Genomic DNA, 22,348 nt, shown 5'->3' with positions numbered 1-22,348 from the left:
GGTACGCGGCGTCTTCGGTAGGGAGGGAACGCCGCCCACATCATCGAGTTCGATACAGTAAGTACATGATTGCCCGGCCATGTTGAGCGCAAAGAAATGCTGAATCGACGCACATTTCTCATCTCGGCAACCGCGCTGGTGACAATTGGCGGCACTGTTGTCGCGTCGGCTGATTCCACTCGAATCCGTTCGCGTAGTGCACTCGTCTACCGTGGACCGGCATCCTCGCCCGGGTGCCCCGAGGCGGTTGCCCGGTTGCTCGAATCTGCACCTGATCCGTACGACGTCACCTTCTGCGGTCCGGGCGAAGATGTTCCGCTGAACGCGCAGACATTGGCGAGAGCGTCGCTCTACGCGCAACCCGGTGGCGGTGAACTGAAATCCGCGTGGGTCCACATGGAGCGCTACGCAGAACCGATCCGCGATTGGGTCGGCACCGGCGGGCACTACCTCGGCTTCTGCCTTGGCGGCTATTTGGCCGGAGCCACACCGGGTTTCGGGCTACTGCCCGGCGATACCGCACGGTACATCTCATCTCGCGGATCAGACATCGACACCACCGGCAACTCGATCGTCAAGGTATCTTGGCGCGGCGAACCTCGCTCGATGTTCTTCCAGGACGGCCCCCTATTTGTACTCCGCGACGACGCTCCGGCCGATGTCCTGGCCCGCTACCGCAACGGAAAGATTGCTGCAGCCGTCACCGACTTCGGAGCAGGCCGAGTCGGCGTGGTCGGTCCGCATCCCGAGGCTGATCGTTCCTGGTACACACGAGGTCTGACCAACCCTGACGGAATCCGTTCCGATCTCGGGCATGATCTGATCGGAACGCTTACCCGCGGTGCGCCGCGTCAGATTTAGATTTTCGTGTGACAAAGGCGCGCTTACTCCAGCCTGCGATCATCGTGACAAACGCTTCCAGCGGACCACGACCGGCCGTCAGTTTCACGAACACTCCGATGGCCAGGGCTGCGATCACTTGCAGCACATACCCGGCACTGGCGGAATACACGTCGTAGTGCGAATTGATGAACCAAATGTGAAGAACGTACAGCGTCAACGTCATTGAGCCGGCGGCAGCCAGGGGAACCATTCCTGCGTTGATCAGCCTGGACAATCTGTGGCCGGAGATGTGCCCGAGAAACAGCATGGCCCCGATCACTGCCATCGAAGAACCTACGGTGCCCAATAGATCCAACGGAGTACTGGTATGTGGACCGTCTACGGCCAGCCACCACCAGGTCGAACTCGATACCGAACCGTCGGCGCCGTACGAGATGATGTCGAGGACTTCGTCGCGAGGGAGCTCGCGACTCGCCATGATCTGTTCCAGACCACCGAGATGAAAGATCAAGACCTCTGCGAGGATTCGAGCACCGACTGCGAGTGCCGAGCCGATCACCAACAACGCTCCCGCGATATTGGCTGATGTCAGCCTCAATCTGCCGATGACGATGCCGGCGCAGATGTACGTCGCCCACGGGAGTGCCGGGAACTCTCCGGTCACCAGTAGCTCCATCAGCCACCCGAGTGGATCTCCGATGATGCCACTGACCGTCGGATTGTCCAGACTCGGCTCCGGCAGCACAGAACCGAACTGTTCAATAGCCAGCGGGACAACCAGGGCGATCAGAACACCGACCGCCGCAAGTACTCGAGTGGGCAGGTAGACAAGAGGAATAGCCAGCAGAAAAAGAACCGCGTAGTAGGGCAGGATCATCACGGCAAGCTCGCCGTCGGCATATCCCATCAACAAACCGATCGCGCCGACGGCGGCAGCGCGAGCAGCCAGCGCGACCGCGGTTGCGCTACGATTTCCGCGTCGAACCGGCGATCGTCCTGTTGTGAAAGCAATTCCGACGCCGGCAAGTACGGCAAACAGCGCCGAAGATCGCCCCGCCGCAATGCCGTAGGACAGCGTCGGAGATCCGTCGTCACCCACCGCCATCAGCGAGTGAACTGCCATCATTCCCAGTAGCGCGATCCCGCGTGCGGCATCGATCCCGATCAATCGAGTCTTGGTCACTACCGGAATCTGCTCGGTGACAGCGGACGGACTGATCGTCATCGGATCATCACCGCATTGATCAAGCTGAATCCCAAATCTGTGGCGAGCCGATCGGGAGGACGTAAACCGTCATCTCGGTACCAGGATTCGTCAGCTTCCGGATGCGGACCCACCACCGCGACGCGACCTGCGCCGTAGTCGATCTTCAGTGCCGCAATCTGCCCGTTCTGATATCGGGCAAGGATTTCCGCCTCCGCATCGTAGTAATCACGGTAGTGTCGGTCGAGCGAGAAGTACGGCCCGTCCTGGAAATACATTTCCTCGACCTTCCCGCGCCAGTCCACCTCGAGCACAGCACCTTTCGTATCCTGCACCTCGGAGTTCTGCAACGCGACATACTGGTCCGCGTCGCCGGGAAACAGTTCGAATCCCGGACTACGACCTGCGAGATAACCCCCGAGGCAGAACCCGAGGTATCGACCTCCCGACCGGACATACTGTTGGATCGCCGGAACATGACGTCGCAGATGCGTAAACGCTCCGTCGAGGTCCCCGCCGCCGGGTTGCGCATAGAGGGCAGCCGAATAGAGCGTCGAATCGTCGATCTGAAGTCGCTCGTCTGGCCCGACGAAATGGACGTCGAAATTCCAGGAACTCGACGACAACAGTTCGGCGACGGCCTCCGAACAACCAGGCGACGAGGCCGGTCCCCGGTAGACCAGCGCACGCGGATGAGGCCGCTTACGCTGCATAGCGTTTCGACGTGGCTTGTTCCGAGCCAGTGACACCCATTTCATGCGCGCACTCCTTCCGTTTCGATGACTTTTCTGAGCGCGCCGTTCACGGCAACCTCGACGACTCCGATCTCGTCGGCGTGAACTACTTCAGCCGGGATCCCCCGCCACCTCGTCTGCGCGGGAAGCTCTTCACCCTTCATCAGCAGCGATAGCGGACTGAGCGAGGCATCTTCGCCGATAACGGTGTCGTACAGGACAATCGAACGTGTTCCGATGCTTGCACCGTCGGCAATGGTGACGGTGGACATCTTCATGACGCGGTCTTCGAACAGGTGCGTCTGCAATGACGCCTCGGTACCGATGGTTGCGTCGTCACCGATGCAGACCAGATCGAATTCGGTGAGATACGTCGTTCCGACCCATACCCGTCGTCCGATACTTGCGCCGAACCAACGCAGCACCATCGGGAGAAATGGTGTGCCAACCAGCATTCCGACGCCGATCGGCACCGCAGCGCTCTCGTACAGGCCGGTTGCAAACTCGGATCGCCTGACAAACGGACTCCACAGCGGCTCCACCCGCGGGCGGTAGCGTCCCACCAGGTTTCGTTTGACTGCCGCGCAGAATCCGATCACCGCCAGGCTCGCCCCCATCGCGACCAAAGGCGCAACAATGGCCGGTACCAGCAAATCTCGGCCCTCTGCCAACGACGACAGGACAAGCAGATACAGGTAAAAACTGACGCCGAGGAGCGTAGGAGGCAGTGTGGCACGGAAGAACTCGATCACCAACCGATCGCGCACGACCTCGCGGGGCGGGTTGTACGTAAGTTCGTCACTGTAGTCACCACTATCCTGACGGCGAGGAAGATAGATGGCCGGAGATCCGAGCCACGACGTGCCTGCGGGCACACCGTTGACCGGCGGGACTGTCGCCACACCGATCAAGGAGTTGTCACCGATCTCCATTCCGGCAGGAACGACAGCTGCATTGCCGATGAACGATCGATTACCTATCCGCGTGGGCTGGAACATGATTCGACCGTTGGCAAAACTGGCACTACCCACACTCGCCATGTCGGCGATGAAACTGTCATCACCCACGGTCAGCATGTCCGGGTCGATGTGGGCGACAGTCGAAACCTCGGCACCACGACCGATATCCGCTCCCAGCAGACGCAACCACGGTGCTGTGTAGAGAGTGGCGTACAGCGAATTCGTGAACAGCAGGCTGAATTCGAGGAGCTTGTCGACCATCCATTTACGGATGCCCAATCCGGAACGTACGAGGTGCGTACCGACGGGGGCGCGATCGAGGACCAGACGTTTGTTGACGGCAACGAATACACACACGGAGACAACAAATATCGGGCCGCTGAGTAGTGTGGCTACCAGTCCCGCCAGCACACCCCAGGTCAAGAGAGCCCACCACACGAGAGCAACACCGGGCACCATCAATGCGATTGCGCCGACTTCGAGCGCACACAATCCGGCGAGTGCAGCAAGGATATGGCGTGCCTGCCAGCGCGAACGAACACTCTCGGCACACATCATCGTCTCGACGGCAGGATCGAGAGACTCTGCCGGAGCGGCAGGCGAACCTGCCCACCGAGCCTCCGGAGGCACAGTGCATCCGGCTGAAAGCAGCGACTGATCACCGAGCGCGGCGCGGGCGCAGACCGTCGAACCTGGTTCCAGCACAACGTTTGCGCCCACAAAAGCACCAGCTTCGACGACGATCTTTCCGACGATTACCGAACCGGATTCCACACGCCACGGTCTGATGGTCGCGCCGTAGCCGATCGAGGCACCGTCACCGATATCGACAAGCGTCGGCAGCGAGATCGACGAAGTCGCAATGACGGTTCGATGTCCGACCGTTGCACCGAGGATTCGCAGATAGATCGACATCAGCGGAGACCCACTCACCACGGGAAGGGCGCCGACCGCGAGAAGAAGATCGAGCGTCCAGAGGCGGAGATACGTCGGCCCCCAAAGTCGGTAGCGGCCCGGCGTGATTCCGGCCGCGAGAGGGCGAGCACACATGATCGGCAAGAACCATCGGACACCGAGGTACGTGACCAGGATTGCCGTCATCATCTGCACCAGAACGGGCACGGACACGTCGCCGTCATTGACGGTGTACACGTAGGTGACTGGCAGTGTCGTGATCAGCAGAAACACATAGATGACTGCCAACTGGACTTGTCCGGCGTTGGCGACCTGCGAATTTGTATGCCTGACAGCAGCATTCGATACGATTGGACGGGCAGACCCCGCGCCCGCCAGTGCTTCCGAAATCGAACGAACAGTGGGATGACTGTAGAGATCACGAATCGAGAGACTTGCGCCGATGCCACTCTCTCGCAGAGTTGACACCACTGTCGCGGCGAGTAGCGAATGCCCGCCGAGGTCATCGAAGAAGTTCGCTTCGACCGAGAGTTCTTCTGCGGGTAGACCGAAAGCGCGCGCCCAGATATCGCGAACGGCCAACTCCTGCGGATTCTGTGGCGGAACCACCGGTCCGGTCGGGGCAGAGAATCGCCGGCGTGTGGGTTCAGGAAGCTTCGATCGATCAACCTTTCCGCTGGGCATCACAGGCAACGCGGCGATGACGTCGACAAAAGCCGGTGCCATGTAGGCGGGAAGTCGTTGAGATACCGCGTGCGCAAGTTCGCCGACAAGGTTGTCATCTTCCCGGGGATCGACCAGTACCAGGTAGGCGCACAATTCGGACGGTGTCGCCTCATCCGACGCGGCCGCGACCAAGGCCACTACAGCTTCCGATACCGACGGGTGTTCCAGGAGCACACTTTCGATCTCACCGAGATCGACACGATGGCCGCGAATCTTGACCTCGGCGTCCGCTCGGCCCAAGTACTCGATCTCACCGTCCGGTGTCCACCGCCCCAGATCACCTGTCCGGTAGAGCTTCTGACCGGCCGGCACCGAGAAGTGATCGATGAATCGGTCTGCCGTGAGGTCCGGTCGTCCGACGTATCCACGCGCCACCCCCCGTCCGCCGATGCAAATTTCGCCCACTTCACCGTGGGGAACCAACTCATGGGCGTCGTCGAGAATCACCACGGAGTAGGTGGGCAACGGTCGCCCGATCGTGACGGGGCGACCGGGAAGAAGTTCACCCCAGGTGGCGGTGACGGTCGCTTCGGTCGGCCCGTACGTGTTGAGGATCTTGCGTCCCGGGCGCGCCCAACGTTCGACGAGTTCACGCGGGCACGCTTCCCCGCCGACCAGCAAGTTTCGGATCTTCGGCAAGTCCCGCGGGATCGTGGCCAACAGGGTGGGAACGCAGTAGAGCGTCGTGATGGTGTTTTCCTCGAGGAAATCGGCCAGTTCACCGCCAAGCCTGCGACTGTCCGTGGGTCCGGCTACGACGGTGGCGCCCCGGGCCCACGTCGGCCAGATTTCTTCGATCGAGAAGTCGAAGGAGATCGTCATTCCCTGGTAAACACGGTCACTCGGCCGCACGTCGTAGATCTCGGGGACTACGTCGAGGAAATTGCAGATACTCGACTGCGCGACTTCAACGCCTTTGGGTCTCCCGCTCGAACCCGATGTGTACAGGACATAGCAGGCGGGGTCGGTATCTGAACTCGAATCCACGATGGGTCGATCCCACGGTTGTTCTTCCATCGCTGCACTGCACGTGTCCATCGCCAGACGCGCTACGGTGCACAGTTCGGTGCTCTCGATTAAGTCCGTAGAGGTCAATACAAGTTCAACTCCGGCGTCATCGACGACATACGCCACACGATCCGCCGGCGCGCCCGGGTCGATGGGAACGAATGTGGCGCCGGCTTTGAGCACCCCCAGCAGACTGACGTAAGTGTCAACCGAACGATTCAGGAAGATCGCGATACGTGAACCTAGACCGATACCTTGCCCGATCAGCAAGTGCGCCAATTGGTTCGATCGCTGGTCGAGCTGACTGTAGGTGATGGCGTAGCCGTCGCATTCCAGTGCGATTGCATTCGGAGCCAAATCTGCGGTTGCCTCGAACACATGGTTCAAACGTCGAGGTTTTGCTGTCCGATCGATCTTCCCCACACCCAGCCCGGACCAGGCATCTACCCAGACACCCCTACGCTCTGACATCCCGCCCCCGTGAGTTGAATTTCGCCAACTTGATTCACCGCTGTAGTTCACCACTCAACTAGCTGAGTGATTGCACGGACGCTACGTCTTTACAAATGTAATTACCAGCGACTTGATGGCTAATTTCGATGTTTAGAATCCATCAACGCAATACCGCTCCCCAGTCGCAGACTCACCCCCGACAAGAAAAGCGCACTGCCAGCACATTTGCAGAAGATCCACAGAATGGACGGCCTGGCCATACCGAGCGCCTCACCCCGAAAATCACCAATGTGACTTTCGTCCCATTTCGGAAGTGGTCCTTTGTGGCCGTTTCGGTCAAAAGGGCATAGTTTCGAAAAGTTACAAGGATGCAGTTCGGAGAAATCCCCAGGTCAAAAGCGCACTGGTCGCAATCGCCACAAAGCTGAGCGCTGTCCGATGAAACACTCCACCTTGTAGTCGACGGACCAAGGTCCCGCAAAATGCCAAACGTCTCATCTGTCCCGCAACCGAGACGAAGAATGGAAAACAATGGTCAAAATCGATTGCACGCCATTTATCTGAAGGGTGAAAAGTGGGGTGATATTCGTGTAACTGTTTGCCAAAAATCTGCTGAGTACGCTAAAGGCGAGAATTATCAACGAAAATCCCGAGAAGTGGCAGCAACTCGCAAATCCATCCGCTGCATCCGATCTGCCACGACCGTGACGGCGCCCTCGGCATTTTGAACTTTCCCCCGGATGAGGAGAGCCGGCGACGTGTTCGCGAGCTTTCGATACCTCGCCCACAACCCCACCGAACACACCACGTTGACCATCCCGGTTTCGTCCTCGAGGTTGATGAACGTGACACCTCCCGCCGTGGCCGGCCGTTGGCGGTGCGTCACCGCTCCCCCGACCAGCACTCGATCGCCGTCCGGGACGTCGAGCAAACCGTTGGCCGGTACTACCCCCAAGGCGTCGAGTTGCTCGCGAAGGAACTGTGTCGGGAAGGTACCGGGAGAAACGCCGGTCGCCCACACATCCGCCGACGCCAATTCCACGTCGCTCATGCCCGGCAAGGTGGGAGCCGTCACCGAAGCGCCGATTCCCGGTAAACGATCCGGACGCTCCGCTGCCGCGGCGCCCGCAGCCCACAGCGCTTCTCGACGCGAAATCCCGAAGCTGGCGAGAGCCCCAGCTGTTGCCAACGATTCTGCCTGTGCGGTAGTGAGTTCCACTCTTCCGGTCAGATCCAGAAACGAGGTGAAGGGACCGTCCGAGATGCGCTGCTCGACGATTCTCGCCGCGAGCGCATCACCGATATTGCGTACCTCTCCCAGCCCCAACCGCACCTCGAGCCCCTCCGCTTCGACGGTGGCGTGGGCGAGGCTGATGTTCACGTCGGCCCCATGTACCGGCACCCCATGCCGACGCGCATCGGCAACGAGCGACTGCGGTGAGTAGAAACCCATTGGCTGCGCTCGCAGCAGTCCAGCACAGAAGGCTGCCGGATGATGCAATTTGAACCACGACGAGTAGAAGACCAACGCGGCAAAACTTTGTGAATGACTCTCCGGGAAACCGAAATTGGCGAAGGCATGCAACTTTTCGTAGATGCGATCCGCTACGGCGTCCTCAATTCCGTGAAGGTCACGCATTCCCTGATACAGTCGCGCCCGCAGTTGCTCCATCTTCTCGCTGGACCGCTTTGACCCCATGGCCCGTCGCAGTTGATCCGCCTCGGACGGCGTGAATCCCGCGACATCGACGGCCATCTGCATCAACTGTTCCTGAAACAACGGAACACCCAGCGTGCGCTTCAGTGACTTCTCGAGTGATGGGTGGTCGTAGGTGACGGGTTCACGCTTGTTGCGTCGACGGATGTACGGATGCACTGATCCACCCTGGATCGGACCGGGGCGGATGAGCGCAACCTCGACTACCAGATCGTAGAAATTGCGGGGCTTGAGACGCGGCAGTGTCGCCATTTGCGCCCGCGATTCCACTTGGAACACTCCCACAGAATCTGCCCGCTGCAGCATCTCGTACACGGCAGTCTCCGAGAGATCGAGTTGCGCCAAATCGACTGTGATGCCTTTGTGTTCGGCCACCAGATCCATCATGTAATGCAGAGCCGAGAGCATGCCGAGCCCGAGGAGGTCGAACTTGACCAAACCTGCTGCGGCGCAATCATCTTTATCCCACTGCAGGACACTGCGATTGGCCATGCGCGCCCATTCCACCGGGCAGACGTCAGCGATGGGCCTGTCGCAGATGACCATGCCGCCCGAGTGGATACCCAGATGGCGCGGAAATCCTTCGATCTGCGCCGCCAATTCCAGGACCGGGCGAGGGATATCCGTCTCGGCATTCTTGTCGATACCTCCCCACCGACCCACCTGCTTGCTCCACGCATCCTGCTGCCCTTGCGAAAAGCCCAGCGCCCGAGCCATATCCCGCACCGATGACTTGCCTCGATAGGTGATGACGTTGGCGACCTGCGCCGCATAGTCGCGGCCGTATTTGGTGTACACGTGCTGGATAGCCTCTTCACGACGGTCGGATTCGATATCGACGTCGATATCCGGCGGACCGTCACGCTCGGGCGCCAGAAACCGCTCGAACAGCAATTCGTTGCGCACCGGATCAACATTGGTAATGCCGATGGCGTAGCACACGGCAGAGTTTGCCGCGGAACCTCTTCCCTGACAAAGAATGTCATTGTTCTTGCAGAACGAGACGATGTCGTGGACAACCAGGAAGTATCCGGGGAAATTCAAAGTCGTTATAACAGCCAGTTCATGTTCGAGTTGCTTGTAGGCCTTCGGCGCAACCTCGGGAGAACCGTAACGTTTCAGCGCACCCTCCATGGTGAGTTCACGTAACCACGACGCCTCGGTGTGGCCCGACGGCACATCGAACGGCGGCAGTTTCGGAGCGATGAGCTTGAGGTCGAAGGCACACTCACGCGCCAACTCGGCTGCGCCACTGACAGCCTCGGGATAAAGCGAAAACAGTTGAGCCATCTCTTCACCCGATCGCAGGTGCGCCCCGCCGGTTGGCGCCAACCATCCGGCTGCGTCGTCCAGGCTCTGCCGGGACCGAACAGCGGCCATCGCCATCGCCAGTCTGCGCCGCACGGGTGCCGCAAAATGTGCAGCAGTGGTAGCGACTGTGCGCAAGCCCTGCTCGCGCGCAAGCTCGGCAAGAACGGCATTGCGCTCGTCGTCCTCGGCCAGCCCGTGATGGGTGAGCTCGACCGATACCCGCTCGGCGCCGAAACGCTCGACCAGATCCCGTAGCGCCTCTGCGGCAGATTCTCGACCACCGGATGTGAGTGCTTGCCGCACATGACCTTTCCGGCAACCGGTCAAAATCTGCCAGTGCCCGCCGGCAGCTTTGGTCAAGGTATCGACGTTGTACTGCAACTTCCCCTTCTCCCCGCCCGCCAGGTGCGCGGCGGCAATCTCGCGGGAGAGTCGTCGATACCCTTCCTGCCCCCGTGCAAGCACCAACAGGTGAGTTCCGCCCGGATCCGGGGTTCCGGTACGAGGTACCGAATCCAAGGACAACTCGGCCCCGAATACCGTCCGCATCCCCCATTCACGGGCAGCCTGCGCAAACCGCACCACTCCGTAAAACCCGTCGTGATCGGTGACAGCGATAGCTTCGAGGCCTAGCCGTACCGCCTCTTCCACCAACTCTTCCGGAGGCGACGCCCCGTCGAGGAAACTGAAAGCCGAATGGGCGTGGAGTTCGGCATAGGGAACTGGGTTCATGCCGCGTGCAAGCTCACCGGCGCGGTACTCACCGCGCTTGCGTGACCAGGCAGGACTGTCGCTTCCGTCGCCCGGAAACAAATCCTCATGTTCAACACGACCAGCGCGCCCCGAGAGCACCCGCTCCATCTCGGACCACGTCGGCGGTCCATTACCCCAACCCATAACTTGCCTCACGTATTACTCGATCCACATGCTCGATCTACGGAGATGCCGGGAGGGAAGGCGCATCATGTATCGAACTTATGTTCGATACTTCTAATTCTGGCAGGTTACCGGCTGTCCGTCAAACAAGAGCAGCGAGCGAGCGGATCCGATCTCCGGGTGCCCGCTTCGGGCAGCTGGTGCACTTGCCCTCACCCGGCACCTCGTAGATCAGGCAACACGACGCCCGTTGCGTGAACCTCCGCCGCCCCGAAAGCACCAGCGTCAACGGATTCTCCACCGGCACAGAATTTCCGGACCGATCCACGTCGACGAATCGAGGCCGGGGAATGGGCGCCCCTTCACTCCGTAGGGCATCGATCAATCCAGTGGCACAGGCACTTCCGCGCTCTCGGCGCATGCCGGCCGCGTCAAGGCTGCGGTTGGCAATGGAGTCGGTGGTGATTGCCCAGAGTGCATTCTCGCGTACTCCGGACACCTCAGCCAACACCGCGATGACAGGAGCCACAGCACCGTACATCGCCCGACCCAAGTCGCCGATACTTTCCGAGATGGGGATGAGCGCACCCGCCGCGAATCCGCCAAGATACCCGTTGTCGCGCAAAAATATTCGACCATCGCGCAATGACGGATCAGCTGCGAACCCGGTGACCAACCCCGTCCCGAGCGGGATTCCGGCCAACGTGGAACTGGCCGAATACCACCACAGGGTTCCGTTGACACGGTCGTCGTCGCTCCCCCAACGCCGAGCAGTATCGGCGACGCGTGCCGACATCCAGTCCAATTCCGTCATCAACTCTGCCGGAACGGTTTCCGGGTACGCATCGAGTCCCTCGAAAAACGGTACAGCGGCCGCCATCCGTGCATAGATCTCAGCGATCTTCTCACTCATGCCAACCCCACAATCTCCATCCGCGGACGCACACCTTGTTCCACTCGAGCCTTGATCCCGAACACCTCGGCCAACAACGATTCTTCCAGCACCAGAGCGGTCGGCCCACACGCGCGCACATCACCATCGGCGAGGACTGCCAGTCTGTCGCAGTACTCGACAGCCAACCGTAGATCGTGCATCGTCACCACAATCGCCAAGCCTCGAGACGCCAATTCGGTGAGCAGTTCCATCACGATCAACTGATGCCGTAGATCGAGATGGTTGGTCGGCTCGTCCAGCAACAGAATCTTGGGCTCCTGCGCCAGCGCACGGGCAATCGACACACGCTGCCTTTCTCCGCCCGAGAGACTGGCGACATCGCGCCCGGAAAGTGCCGTGAGGCCAACCTGTTCGATGCAGCGATCCACGATGTCAGTATCTCGGCTCGAGGTCCGATCCAACCAGTTCCGGTGCGGTGTCCTACCGAGTGCCACGGATTCGCGAACCGAAAGTCCGCCGGACACAGCAGGTTCCTGGACACTCGCCGATACGGTTCGAGCAATGTCTCGGCGTGAGAGTGACGTTGCGTCCACCTGATCGATCAGCACCGCCCCGCCGCTGGGAGTCAAGGCGTTGTAACAACAGCGCAGCGCCGTGGTCTTGCCACTGCCGTTAGGTCCGACCAGACCGAGAACTTCACCCGCTGCAACCTCGAAGCTGACTCCGTGCAGCACTTCCCGGTTACCCAGACGGGCTCGGGTGTCGACGAGTTCCAGCAGCTTCACAGCCTCCAACTCTAATGGCACTGCCTCCAGCCCTAATGTCACCGGCTCCAGCCCTAATGTCACTGTTCCAACCTCCGATACTGACGAGAGAGCATCCAGACGAAGATGGGCGCACCGACCAATGCGGTGATCACACCGACAGGAACCTCCGTCGATTCCGATACCGAACGAGCCACCGTATCCGCCGCCACCATCGCGACCGCACCCAAGATTGCCGCAGCCGGAAGGAGTCGAATTGCTCTGGTACCTACAACAAATCCGGCGAGGTGCGGTATCAACAAACCGATGAAACCAATACCACCGGCGACGCTCACGGCAGCGCCGGCGAGCACGGACACCGCGAGAAGCGACAACACTCGGAACCGTCGTACGTTCATACCGAGGGCAGCGGCGCCATCGTCACCCGTCTGCAGAACGTCCATCCATTGTGCGCTGAGCATCAGCGCTATTCCGACGACAACGAGCGCAACCGTCGGGAAGATCAGCGTCGACCATCGTGCATCACCGAATCCGCCGGCCAACCAGTGCATCACGGAGGTCACGTGTTGATCGTCTGCCAAAACCAGAATGCAGAACGTGATGAGCGCCGAGAATATCTGTGCAAGTGCAACTCCCACCAAAATGATGGCAGTCGGCTGCGGGTACCGCCCGCCGATCAACAATGCCAGGAACAATGGCGCCATCGCCCCGATGAAGGCCGCTGCCGGGATCGTGAAGACTCCCAGTACACCGGCTCCGATTCCGAGCACGGACACCAGCACAACCATGAAACCGGCGCCGGACGACACCCCCAGCAGGTAAGGGTCTGCGAGCGGGTTACGCGTGACGGCCTGAGCCACTGCACCCGACATCGCCAACGATGCACCCACGACAGCTGCGGTGAGCGCGCGCGGGAGCCGCGAATCGATGACGATCGACTCCCGCGCAGCGGACCACCATGCCTCGAAAGTTCCTGGTGCCAAGCGTGCTCCGACTATCGCCCACACGTCACCGACTGGAATACGGACCGATCCGAAGGACACCGCCAGCCCCAGCGCCACCGCCAGTGCAATCAGTAGGCCAACGAGCAGAGCGCCGTACCCGGCACGCGAACGTGTCACTTTGCTGCGTCAGAGCCTGCAGTTGAAGCGCCCGGATGGAATGCCGTGGCGATTGTCTGCGCTGAACGCACCAGACGTGAACTCTCGAAGAGATCCGCCAGAGGAACCACGACGAATCGGTTCTGCTGCACTGCCGGCGTCGTCGCCATCAAAGGCTGGGAACGCAGGAAGTCGATCTTCTGATCGGCCGTCTTGTCGCCGTAGTCGATGACGACAATGGTCTGGGGTGCACGTTCGGCAACTGTTTCCCACGTTGTGTCGATGTAGGGCTTGGGTCCTTCGGCGAAGATGTTCGTCACACCCGAGTAGTTCGCGACCAGTTCGCCGACGCCGACGCCGCCGACAGTTGTCGGAACGTCTTCGCCACTGTCGTAGAAGAACGTGGACACCGGCGCAGCACTACCGATCGAAGTACGGACCTCGTCGAGGCCGGTACTGATCTGATCGGCCACGGCGCGAGCGGAATCCTCGACGCCCAGGACACGACCAAGCTGGGTGTAGTCGTTCACCAGGAGTCCGATGTCAGGAAATCCGGTGCCGCAATATTCGGAGAAGAGGAAGGTATTGATCCCCCGCTCGGCGAAGACGTCCCGTGATCGCCCCTTCTTCTCGTTGAAGGCACTGGTCATTCCGCCGACCACGAAGTCAGGATTCACGTCGAGGATCTGCTCCGCACTCGGGAAGGTGTCGGACAGACTGGGAATCTTGTTGAACTGTTCTGCAGTCTCTGCGGTGGGCGGATTGTCGCTGTACGCCCGACCGACGATGCGGTCACCCGCACCGATCTCGATGAGAGCCTCGGTGACATGACCGTTCAGGGACACTATGCGTTGCGGAGGCGAATCGAAGCTGACTTCTCGATCGCAATTGGTGACGGTGATCGGTTGTGCAAAAGACTCGACCGAAGTGGAACCTTCTGCCGCTTCGCCTTTCGAACAGCCGGTAGATACCAGGGCAACCGCGATCAAGACAGCGGCAACTCGGGAGGCGGAAATCTGAAGTGACACGGGACCTCGTAAGGGCTCAGAGCCACGAATGAGAATCCGACAGCGAACTCTTCCCCGCGTGGATCCGCGGGCCAGAACTCCTGCTGGACTTCCGTTTCGTAGACCACGACGAATGGGATGTCGCACACCGCACGGTGGGTAATCGGACTCGTCGACGCTCGGTGACTACCGAGACTTTCGACCTACCGTTGCGGGTCAGTGCCGGATTTGGACCGGCTTCCCCCACTCGTGTGGCTTACAAGTGCTTCACAGCAGTATGCACGATGCGTCCGAACCGGGTCACGCGGATCCGGGAAGGCTCATGTCGACGAAACCCGAGGCAACAGGATTCCGGACCATTACAGTCGGTACGGCCATGTCCGAAAAAGGTAAGTTCCGGAGTTGAAATGACACGTTGGGCCCATACCGTCGTCTACCGAAAATGGTGGGTGCTCTCGCTCGCGATCCTCATCGTGCTCATCAGCGGTGTGTGGGGCCTCGGAGTGTTCGGCAAACTCAGTCAGGGCGGGTTCATCGATCCGGGAAGCGACTCCGCAAAAGTCGCGGACATCATCGAGGCGAATCTCGGACCCCAAACCCCCGACATCATCGCGATCTACACACCGACCGACGGCCGGAGCCTCGACGACATCGGCCCTGCGGTGACCGCCGCCGTCGACGAGTTCAAGACGGAAGTATCGACAGCGTCAGTGAAGTCGTACTGGACTGCCGACGCCGCAACACGTCCGAACCTGGTGTCCCACGACGGGACGATGGGTGCCGTCGCCATCACGTTGGCACCGGACTCGGGCATCACGTCGGCAACCTTCACCGATCTCCTTCCCACACTCGAAGTTGAAGGTGCGCAAACACAATTCGCCGGCAATACCGTGGTCGGTGTCGCCTTCAACAACACGCTGGAGAAGGATCTGGTTGTCGCGGAGGCCATCGCCATCCCGATCACCCTGGTGTTGCTGGTCTTCATCTTCGGCGGCGTCATCGCTGCGGCCGTACCGGTTTTTGTCGGCGTCCTGAGCGTGATGAGCGCCTTGGCGGTTCTTCGGATTCTGACCTACTTCACCGATGTCAGTTCGTTCTCCATCAACGTGGCATCGCTCCTCGGACTGGGACTGGCCATCGACTACGGCCTGTTTGTTGTCGGCAGGTTCCGTGAAGAACTCGAATCCGGGTCCGAACCCGGCGCAGCGGCAACCCGCACCGTTCTGACTGCGGGCCGTACCGTCATGTTCTCGGGTCTACTTCTCATCTGCGCGTTCAGCGGCATGCTGGTGTTCCCCCAATCCGTGATTCGTTCACTGGGATTCGGGGCCATCGCCGCGGTCCTGAGCGCCGCTGTCCTGTCATTGACCGCAGTGCCTGCGCTGCTTGCCATTCTGGGCCACCGCATCAATTCGTGGACCTGGCGCAAGGGCGCAGCCCAACGCGGAGAAGAACGTTCGCGCAAGTTCTGGGGACGCGTCGTCACCCAGGTGATGAAACGCCCAGTGGCCGTGTCAGTCACAATCGTCACCGTCCTGCTTGTTCTGGCATCGCCGCTACTGGGCGCGCGGTTGGGCGAACTCTCGTTCACCGCACTTCCTGCCGACGATCCAGCCCGCGTCGCCATGGAGACCTTGGTCAACGATTTTCCGCAAACCGGCAACGGCGCGACACTGATCCTGCAAGCGCAGGGCGACACCGTGCTTACCCCAGCAGAAGGCGCCACGATCGCCGAAGCTGCGGGCCAGATCGAGGGTATCGGGCAGGTAACCGTCGTCGCGACCACGAACAAGTTGATCGCAGTCCAGGCGTTCTACAGCGATGGTTCCACGTCGCAGTCTCAAAGCAGCGCTGTCACAGACCTGCGGGCGATCCCCGCACCGGACGGCGCCGAGCTGTTGGTGGGCGGCGGTCAAGCCATGGTCGACGACGGCAATAATGCTGTCCTGCACTGGTTGCCGGTCATGATGTTGATCATGGTCGGTTCAACCCTGGTCCTGTTGTTCCTGGCATTCGGATCAGTGGTGTTGCCGATCAAGGCGGTCCTCATGGCGGCTTTGAGTTTGGCCACCACCTTCGGTGTACTCACGTTCGTGTTCCAGGACGGGCACGGCGTCGAATTGCTCGGGGTCAGCCAAACCCCTCTCGAAGCTACCTTCGTCGTATTGATCCTGGCCGTCGTTTTCGGATTGTCCACGGACTACGAAGTTTTCCTCATGTCCCGCATGGTCGAAGCCAAGAACGCCGGCGCGACGACAGAGGAGGCAGTCAAGTTCGGCACCGAGCGAACGGGCCGGATCGTGACTGCCGCCGCACTACTTCTCATCGTTGTGACAGGTGCTTTCGCGATGTCCGGACTGGGCGTGATGAAGTTCCTCGGCGTCGGAATGATCGTGGCGTTGATCGTCGACGCGACCATCATCCGAATGTTGTTGGTGCCATCCCTGGTGAAACTCATGGGCGATGCCAACTGGTGGGCACCGGTGTGGATGAAGAAAATTCACGCAAAAGTCGGTATCGGTCACTGATCGTGCTTCGCTCTAGCCGATTAACTTACTTTGGAGTAAGTTAATCGGCTATGGCCACATACATCGTCACGGGCGGTACCGATTCCTCGGTCGAGCGGTGTTACCACTCCTTCTCGAGCGTGATGCAACTGCCCAGATACATGTGCTGGTCAGAGCCGGTTCCGTGGCCAAACTTGCGGCGCAGATGTCTGATGTCGTCGGCCATGATCGGGTACATCCGATGATCGGCGATCTGACCGCACCCGGATTGGGCGTCGACTCACCGCCGTCCGCCGATCACATCCTCCACCTTGGCGCCGTCTACGACCTACGAGCCGGCGACGAACAAGCCGCCACCAATGTCGAAGGCACACGATCAGTGATCGACCTCGCCGTCCAACTCGACGCAACCCTCCATCACGTGTCGTCGGTCGCGGTTTCCGGCAGTTATCCCGGAACGTTCGACGAAACCGACTTCGACTGCGGCCAAGCCTTTCCGACGCCCTACCATCGCACCAAGTTCGAAGCCGAAAGGCTGGTTCGGGAGCGCGGCGGTCTCACCTGGCGCGTCTATCGTCCGTCTGCTGTGGTCGGAAATTCCGTCACCGGGGAAATGGATAAGATCGACGGTCCGTACTTCCTGTTTCCCGGATTGGCGTTGCTCGCGAAACTACCGGCAGCGCTGCCGGTTCCGATTCCCGATCTAGGGTCCACCAACGTGGTGCCGGTCGACTATGTTGCCGCCGCCCTGGTCGAGTTGATGCATCTTGCCGGCCGTGACGGCGAAGCTTTTCATCTGATCAATCCGAAGCCTCAACCGGTTCGTGAAATCTATGCGGGACTTGCCAAAGCTGCCGGCGCCCCGCGCCCTTCCCTGAGTCTGCCTGGCGCCATTGCCAAACCCTTTGTCTCGGGACTCCCCTTTGCTTCAGCGGAATCCGCGCGCAAGGCAGTTCTCGACCGACTGGGTCTGCCCGCGGCATTGCTCGACAATCTGACGATGGCCACAACTTTCACCTCAGAGAGAACGGTCGAAGCACTGGCGGGAACTGGCCTTTCGGTTCCCGAGTTCGGCTCCTATGCAACAGTTCTGTGGCGATATTGGCAGGAGAATCTCGACCCGAATCGGGCGCGTCACACGCACCCGAACGGCCCCCTCGTTGGCCGGATCGTCCTGATCACCGGCGGCTCGTCAGGGATCGGCCGAGCGTCGGCCATCGCTGCTGCAACTAAAGGTGCCACGGTGCTCCTGATCGCCCGGCGCGCAGACGAACTCGATACCGTAGTCGGAGAAATCCGTGCGGCCGGCGGCACGGCCTACGGCTACCCGTGTGACATCACGGACGAGGAAGCCGTAGATCGCACAATGAAAAGTATTCTCGCCGAACATGATCACGTGGACATGCTGGTCAACAATGCCGGCCGATCCATCAGGCGCAGCGTCTACCGCTCCACCGACCGTTTCCACGATTACGAGCGGACAATGGCCGTCAACTACTTCGGCGCTGTCCGATTGGTATTGGCGCTCCTACCGACCATGCGTGCGCGACGCTTCGGCCACATCGTGAACATCAGCAGCGCCGGCGTACAAGCTGCGTCACCCCGATTTTCGGCATACGTGGCCAGCAAAGCCGCCCTCGATGCATTCTCGGATGTTGTCGCGTCCGAAACACTGACGGACGGAATCACTTTCACCACAATTCACATGCCGTTGGTCGAAACCCCGATGATCGCACCGTCCGGGGCTTCCAACAGCGGCCCGGTCACCAGCGCGGAAAAAGCCGCCGCCATGGTGATCCGTGCACTGATCGAGCGACCAAAGCGCATCGATGTTCCACTGGGAACCTTGGGTGATCTGGGCACGATGTTTGCACCTCGCACCAAAGACCGGATCCTTCATCAGATGTACCGAGCATTCCCGGACTCGCCGGCATCGAAGGGCCAGTCGGACGAAACACCGCCGGCGGCACCTGCACCCAGCCATCACTCTCGCTCACGATTACGCAAGCTGGGGCGACGCGCTGCGCGTCTTGTCCCCGGAACTCATTGGTGAAGTAGCGTTCGACTATGGACGACAACCTGAACCCGACGGTTCCCATCGGCTACGACATCGCCTGGGGAATTTCCGCGATCCTGTGGTTCGCACTCACTGCCACCGCGCTTTTGTCGGTTCTCCGGTCCACGCATCCGTGGGAATCGAAGATCGGCTGGTGCGCAATCATTGCCCTGCTTCCGATCGTCGGAGCGACCGCCTGGTTCTTCCTCGGCAACCGTCCGGGCCGATCTAGCTAAGCAACAATCCGGAACCCAGTTCACGAACAGACTTAGTGGTAACGGGCCGAACAGGTTTGGACACTGCCCCGCAACTCGGCGAACGCGGAGGCAACTCCGAAGTCTCGGTCTCCACTTCCCATCGCCGACTGTCTACATGCTCGACGAGCGAAACCCCCTCGCCCAGATCAACCACGGTGAGATCGTCAACACCGCAGTTGATGTGCTGCCGCACAGCAATTTCCGACACCTGACCCTGCGGAGTCCAGGTACTTCGACCACGCAATCCCGGGAGGTAGACGCTGCCACTCATTGCTGACTCGACGGCTTCGAGGCTGTCAGCTTCGGACAGTCTGCCGTAGGTATAGCCGCTGGGCAGCAGGATCATGGACGGCGCAAACCGGTGCCCACCGGTGTGCGAACATTCCCACACATGCTCACCGAATGACCGAACCAGCTCTGCTGCAACGGGTCTACCGAAAACTGCGCAGCATTGATCGCGCTTACCGTGTGCACACACCAGAACCATGGGTTCCTCGACGCGGTCGCCCAGACCGGGAGCCGGCCCGCCGAGCACTGCAAAGTCGATATCGAGGAGATCGACAGGTGTATCGATCTTCAGGCGCTCACACCAGGAATCCTCGGGGTGAGTTCGAGCTAGCAACACCGTGTGGCCGGAAGTCAGCGGCTCACTACGACCCGGATGTCTGATGAACATGATGCGTACATCTGCGGCATCAGCCCGACGGCTCAACTCCGCGGCAAGTTCCTCACCCAACGCGGTGCCGTCGAGAACGTCACGGCCCCACGCGGCGGTGAACTCGAGGCACACCCAACCGCGCACCTCCGCGGCTGTACCTTCCAACGGTTCGTCGACGGCGGAGAGCGCTGAGCAAGTCATGGCTTCGATCACGATGCCCATTGTGTCAGTCGCATTCAATGAAACTTCTTGCCCTCCGCGAGTTGGCTGATGAAGTTTGTGATCCGGCGCGCTCTGGTCTCCGGCCGCTTGGCCTCCTGCAACCGGTAGAAGATTGTGAACCGGTTCGTGGAATTCAGAGTCTCGTAGAACGCCTGCGCCTGAGGATTCAAGGCGAGCGCGTCGAGGAAATCCTGCGGCACCTCGGCTTTTGCCGATCCTGCGTAAGCCTTTTCCCATCGACCGTCGGCCTTGGCCTTCTCGATCGCGGCAATGCCGGCCGGTTCCAACAGACCCGCATCAGCCAGTCTCCCGACGATCTCCACGTTGCGTTTGGACCACGGACTACGCGTCGTACGCGGGGAGAACTTCTGAACGAAAAAGTTGTCGTCGACTCGCTTGGATTGACTGTCGATCCAACCGAAGCACAGAGCGACATCGAGGGCTTGGTCGTAGTCGATCGACGAATGAGGTGAGGTCTTCTTGGCCATTTTCAGCCACACCCCTGGTACAGACTCATGATTTTGCGACAGCCAGCGGCGAAACTCCTCGCCATCGGCAAAGTATTCGGTGCCCAGTTCTACTGCCATCGTCACTCCTTACAGTCTCGATGCCCATACTCTGACAAAGCCCTGCGACAGGTATCCCAGAGTTCCCAGCGCCAGCCCCCATTTTGCGATGCTGACAGCCGAGGTAACTCTCACCGCCCCATCGGTGATGTGATCGCGGTGATCAAGAAGGTGCAATCCGACAACGTTCTCGATGTAGTCACCGGCAGCAGAAAGCACGGGTGCCACTGCCAGAGCTTTCTGCATTGCCGGTGACAGCGGCACATGCTCCCCCAGTCGCTGTGCACCCGCACGTAATGTCATTGCGTAGATCGCCGGATGCATAAAGTCCGGAAAGTAGTGGCTACGGAAACGTGTGGTCTCGGCGTCGTCCATCTTTGCCAGAACCTCGCGGTATCGACGAGCCGAGAATGCCGTCTGCACTTCCAGAACCCGCGGAGCGGCCGGACCGAGAAGTCTGACGATATTGGCTTGGGAGAGAACAAAAGCCGCGGACCATACGGCCATGGATCGCTGATTGGAGGTTCTGAACATGACAGCAATCTTGCCAGTTACGAAATGAATGAGTCAGACGAATGCGGGTATCCCTACCGGTCAGGCCCGATCGATCACAGGAGAGCCCATGTCCACCACCGCCAAGCCGACGGTTCTTTTCATTCATGGATTGTGGATGCACCCGAGCACGTGGGAACGGTGGGCGCAGGCTTTCAACGAACTCGGCTACGCCACGATGGCACCCGGCTGGCCCGGAGACGCGTCTACCGTCGGCGAGTCCCGCGAACATCCTGAGGACATTGCCGATCACGGGATCGACGAAATCACCGACCATTACGCGCGGGTGATTGCCGACCTTGATGCACCGCCTATCGTGGTCGGTCATTCCTTCGGCGGACTGATCGCCCAAAAACTTCTGGGACAGAAGTTGGCTTCTGCCGCAGTAGCTATCGACCCCGCACAAGCCAAAGGCGTCCTGAAATTGCCGCTCGTGCAACTCGGCAGTGTGCTCCCGGTCCTGTCCAATCCCACCAACTATCGGAAGGCGTATTCCCACACCAAGAAGTCCTTTCACAAGTCCTTCGCAAGCGCGATCACTAAAGATGAATCCGACGCACTGTACGAGAGATACGTCATTCCGGCGCCTGGTCGACCACTTTTCGAAGCTGCTCTCGCCAACTTCTCTCCCCACAGCCCTGCAAAAGTCGACTTCAATGCAGACCGCGGCCCACTGCTGATGATCGGCGGCGGAAAAGATCGAACGGTCCCGAAAGCCAGCTCCGACAGTTCGTTCAAGATGTACCACAACGCACCAACAGTCAACGAGTACAAGATCTTTGACGACCGTGGGCATTCACTTACCATCGACCACGGGTGGCGCGAGATCGCGAACTACAGCTTGGCCTGGTTGGACCGCCAAGGCCTGAGCCCGACCAACGGACACAGCACTCAGAACGGTGGTGGATCATCCCCGTAATCCACCGGCCTCCTCGGACGAACCACATACTGACGTCCCGACACCCTCGCCCGCACCCGCATCAACCGCTGCAACAACCGAGTCCGCCTCCGAACCTCC

Annotated in this window: 15 protein-coding genes, 1 pseudogene and 1 riboswitch; of the genes and pseudogenes, 5 read left to right on the top strand and 11 right to left on the bottom strand. The window is 60.2% G+C overall.

Annotated features, from left to right (window positions below; all coding sequences use genetic code 11):
- Positions 1-96: 96 nt before the first annotated feature.
- Positions 97-861: a BPL-N domain-containing protein gene (locus MTX36_RS27990; RefSeq protein ID WP_243622928.1), complete on the top strand. Its 765-nt coding sequence runs from the start codon at positions 97-99 to the stop codon at positions 859-861.
- Here MTX36_RS27990 and MTX36_RS27985 read toward each other — a convergent pair.
- The 8 genes from MTX36_RS27985 to MTX36_RS27950 all read right to left on the bottom strand — a co-directional run bounded on the left by MTX36_RS27985 (position 833) and on the right by MTX36_RS27950 (position 14,533).
- Positions 833-2,068 (bottom strand): heparan-alpha-glucosaminide N-acetyltransferase domain-containing protein, encoded by a 1,236-nt coding sequence (locus MTX36_RS27985; RefSeq protein WP_243622927.1) that lies wholly within the window; start codon positions 2,066-2,068, stop codon positions 833-835. The genes MTX36_RS27990 and MTX36_RS27985 overlap by 29 nt on opposite strands.
- Positions 2,065-2,805 (bottom strand): BPL-N domain-containing protein, encoded by a 741-nt coding sequence (locus MTX36_RS27980; RefSeq protein ID WP_243622926.1) that lies wholly within the window; start codon positions 2,803-2,805, stop codon positions 2,065-2,067. The genes MTX36_RS27985 and MTX36_RS27980 overlap by 4 nt, the downstream gene beginning before the upstream one ends.
- A complete protein-coding gene (locus MTX36_RS27975; RefSeq protein ID WP_243622925.1) occupies positions 2,802-6,860 on the bottom strand; it encodes a Pls/PosA family non-ribosomal peptide synthetase in 4,059 nt (1,352 codons plus the stop codon). The genes MTX36_RS27980 and MTX36_RS27975 overlap by 4 nt, the downstream gene beginning before the upstream one ends.
- Positions 6,861-7,479: 619 nt before the next feature.
- Entirely contained in the window at positions 7,480-10,767 is a 3,288-nt protein-coding gene (locus tag MTX36_RS27970) for an error-prone DNA polymerase (protein ID WP_243622924.1), read from the bottom strand.
- A 121-nt stretch (positions 10,768-10,888) separates the two neighbouring features.
- Complete coding sequence (locus MTX36_RS27965; protein WP_243622923.1) at positions 10,889-11,659, bottom strand: (2Fe-2S)-binding protein; 771 nt, start codon at positions 11,657-11,659, stop codon at positions 10,889-10,891.
- Positions 11,656-12,426, bottom strand: a complete 771-nt coding sequence (locus MTX36_RS27960) for an ABC transporter ATP-binding protein (protein ID WP_243622922.1) — start codon at positions 12,424-12,426, stop codon at positions 11,656-11,658. The genes MTX36_RS27965 and MTX36_RS27960 overlap by 4 nt, the downstream gene beginning before the upstream one ends.
- Positions 12,427-12,485: 59 nt before the next feature.
- Positions 12,486-13,526 carry an iron ABC transporter permease gene (locus tag MTX36_RS27955; RefSeq protein ID WP_243622921.1) on the bottom strand — a complete coding sequence of 347 codons (1,041 nt, stop codon included), beginning with the start codon at positions 13,524-13,526 and terminating at the stop codon, positions 12,486-12,488.
- Positions 13,523-14,533: an ABC transporter substrate-binding protein gene (locus MTX36_RS27950; RefSeq protein WP_243622920.1), complete on the bottom strand. Its 1,011-nt coding sequence runs from the start codon at positions 14,531-14,533 to the stop codon at positions 13,523-13,525. Before MTX36_RS27950 ends, MTX36_RS27955 begins: the two co-directional genes overlap by 4 nt.
- Positions 14,534-14,648: 115 nt before the next feature.
- Positions 14,649-14,805, bottom strand: a riboswitch (cobalamin riboswitch).
- A 114-nt stretch (positions 14,806-14,919) separates the two neighbouring features.
- Here MTX36_RS27950 and MTX36_RS27945 point away from each other — a divergent pair.
- The 3 genes and pseudogenes from MTX36_RS27945 (at position 14,920) to MTX36_RS27935 (ending at position 19,311) form a co-directional block, all read left to right on the top strand.
- Positions 14,920-17,040 carry an MMPL family transporter gene (locus MTX36_RS27945; protein ID WP_243622919.1) on the top strand — a complete coding sequence of 707 codons (2,121 nt, stop codon included), beginning with the start codon at positions 14,920-14,922 and terminating at the stop codon, positions 17,038-17,040.
- Between the two features lie 50 nt (positions 17,041-17,090).
- Positions 17,091-19,072 (top strand): annotated as a pseudogene (locus tag MTX36_RS27940) (SDR family oxidoreductase).
- A 14-nt stretch (positions 19,073-19,086) separates the two neighbouring features.
- Positions 19,087-19,311, top strand: coding sequence for a PLD nuclease N-terminal domain-containing protein (locus MTX36_RS27935; RefSeq protein ID WP_243622918.1), 225 nt, complete (start codon positions 19,087-19,089; stop codon positions 19,309-19,311).
- Here MTX36_RS27935 and MTX36_RS27930 read toward each other — a convergent pair.
- Genes MTX36_RS27930 through MTX36_RS27920 form a run of 3 tightly spaced genes read right to left on the bottom strand, consistent with a single transcriptional unit; the run spans position 19,304 to position 21,312 of the window.
- Entirely contained in the window at positions 19,304-20,212 is a 909-nt protein-coding gene (locus MTX36_RS27930; protein ID WP_243622942.1) for a sucrase ferredoxin, read from the bottom strand. The genes MTX36_RS27935 and MTX36_RS27930 overlap by 8 nt on opposite strands.
- Positions 20,213-20,226: 14 nt before the next feature.
- Entirely contained in the window at positions 20,227-20,799 is a 573-nt protein-coding gene (locus MTX36_RS27925) for a YdeI family protein (RefSeq protein ID WP_243622917.1), read from the bottom strand.
- Between the two features lie 9 nt (positions 20,800-20,808).
- The gene (locus MTX36_RS27920) at positions 20,809-21,312 is read right to left on the bottom strand and encodes a hypothetical protein (RefSeq protein ID WP_243622916.1); all 504 of its coding nucleotides are present in this window, start codon (positions 21,310-21,312) and stop codon (positions 20,809-20,811) included.
- Between the two features lie 88 nt (positions 21,313-21,400).
- Between MTX36_RS27920 and MTX36_RS27915 the strand changes: the two genes are divergently transcribed.
- Positions 21,401-22,249, top strand: a complete 849-nt coding sequence (locus tag MTX36_RS27915; RefSeq protein WP_243622915.1) for an alpha/beta hydrolase — start codon at positions 21,401-21,403, stop codon at positions 22,247-22,249.
- The last annotated feature ends 99 nt before the right edge of the window (positions 22,250-22,348 follow it).

Source organism: Rhodococcus sp. ARC_M6, from assembly GCF_022810305.1.
Taxonomy (GTDB): domain Bacteria; phylum Actinomycetota; class Actinomycetes; order Mycobacteriales; family Mycobacteriaceae; genus Rhodococcus_F.
Note: the sequence above shows the minus strand (reverse complement) of the source record. Positions and strands in the feature narration are given on the sequence as shown.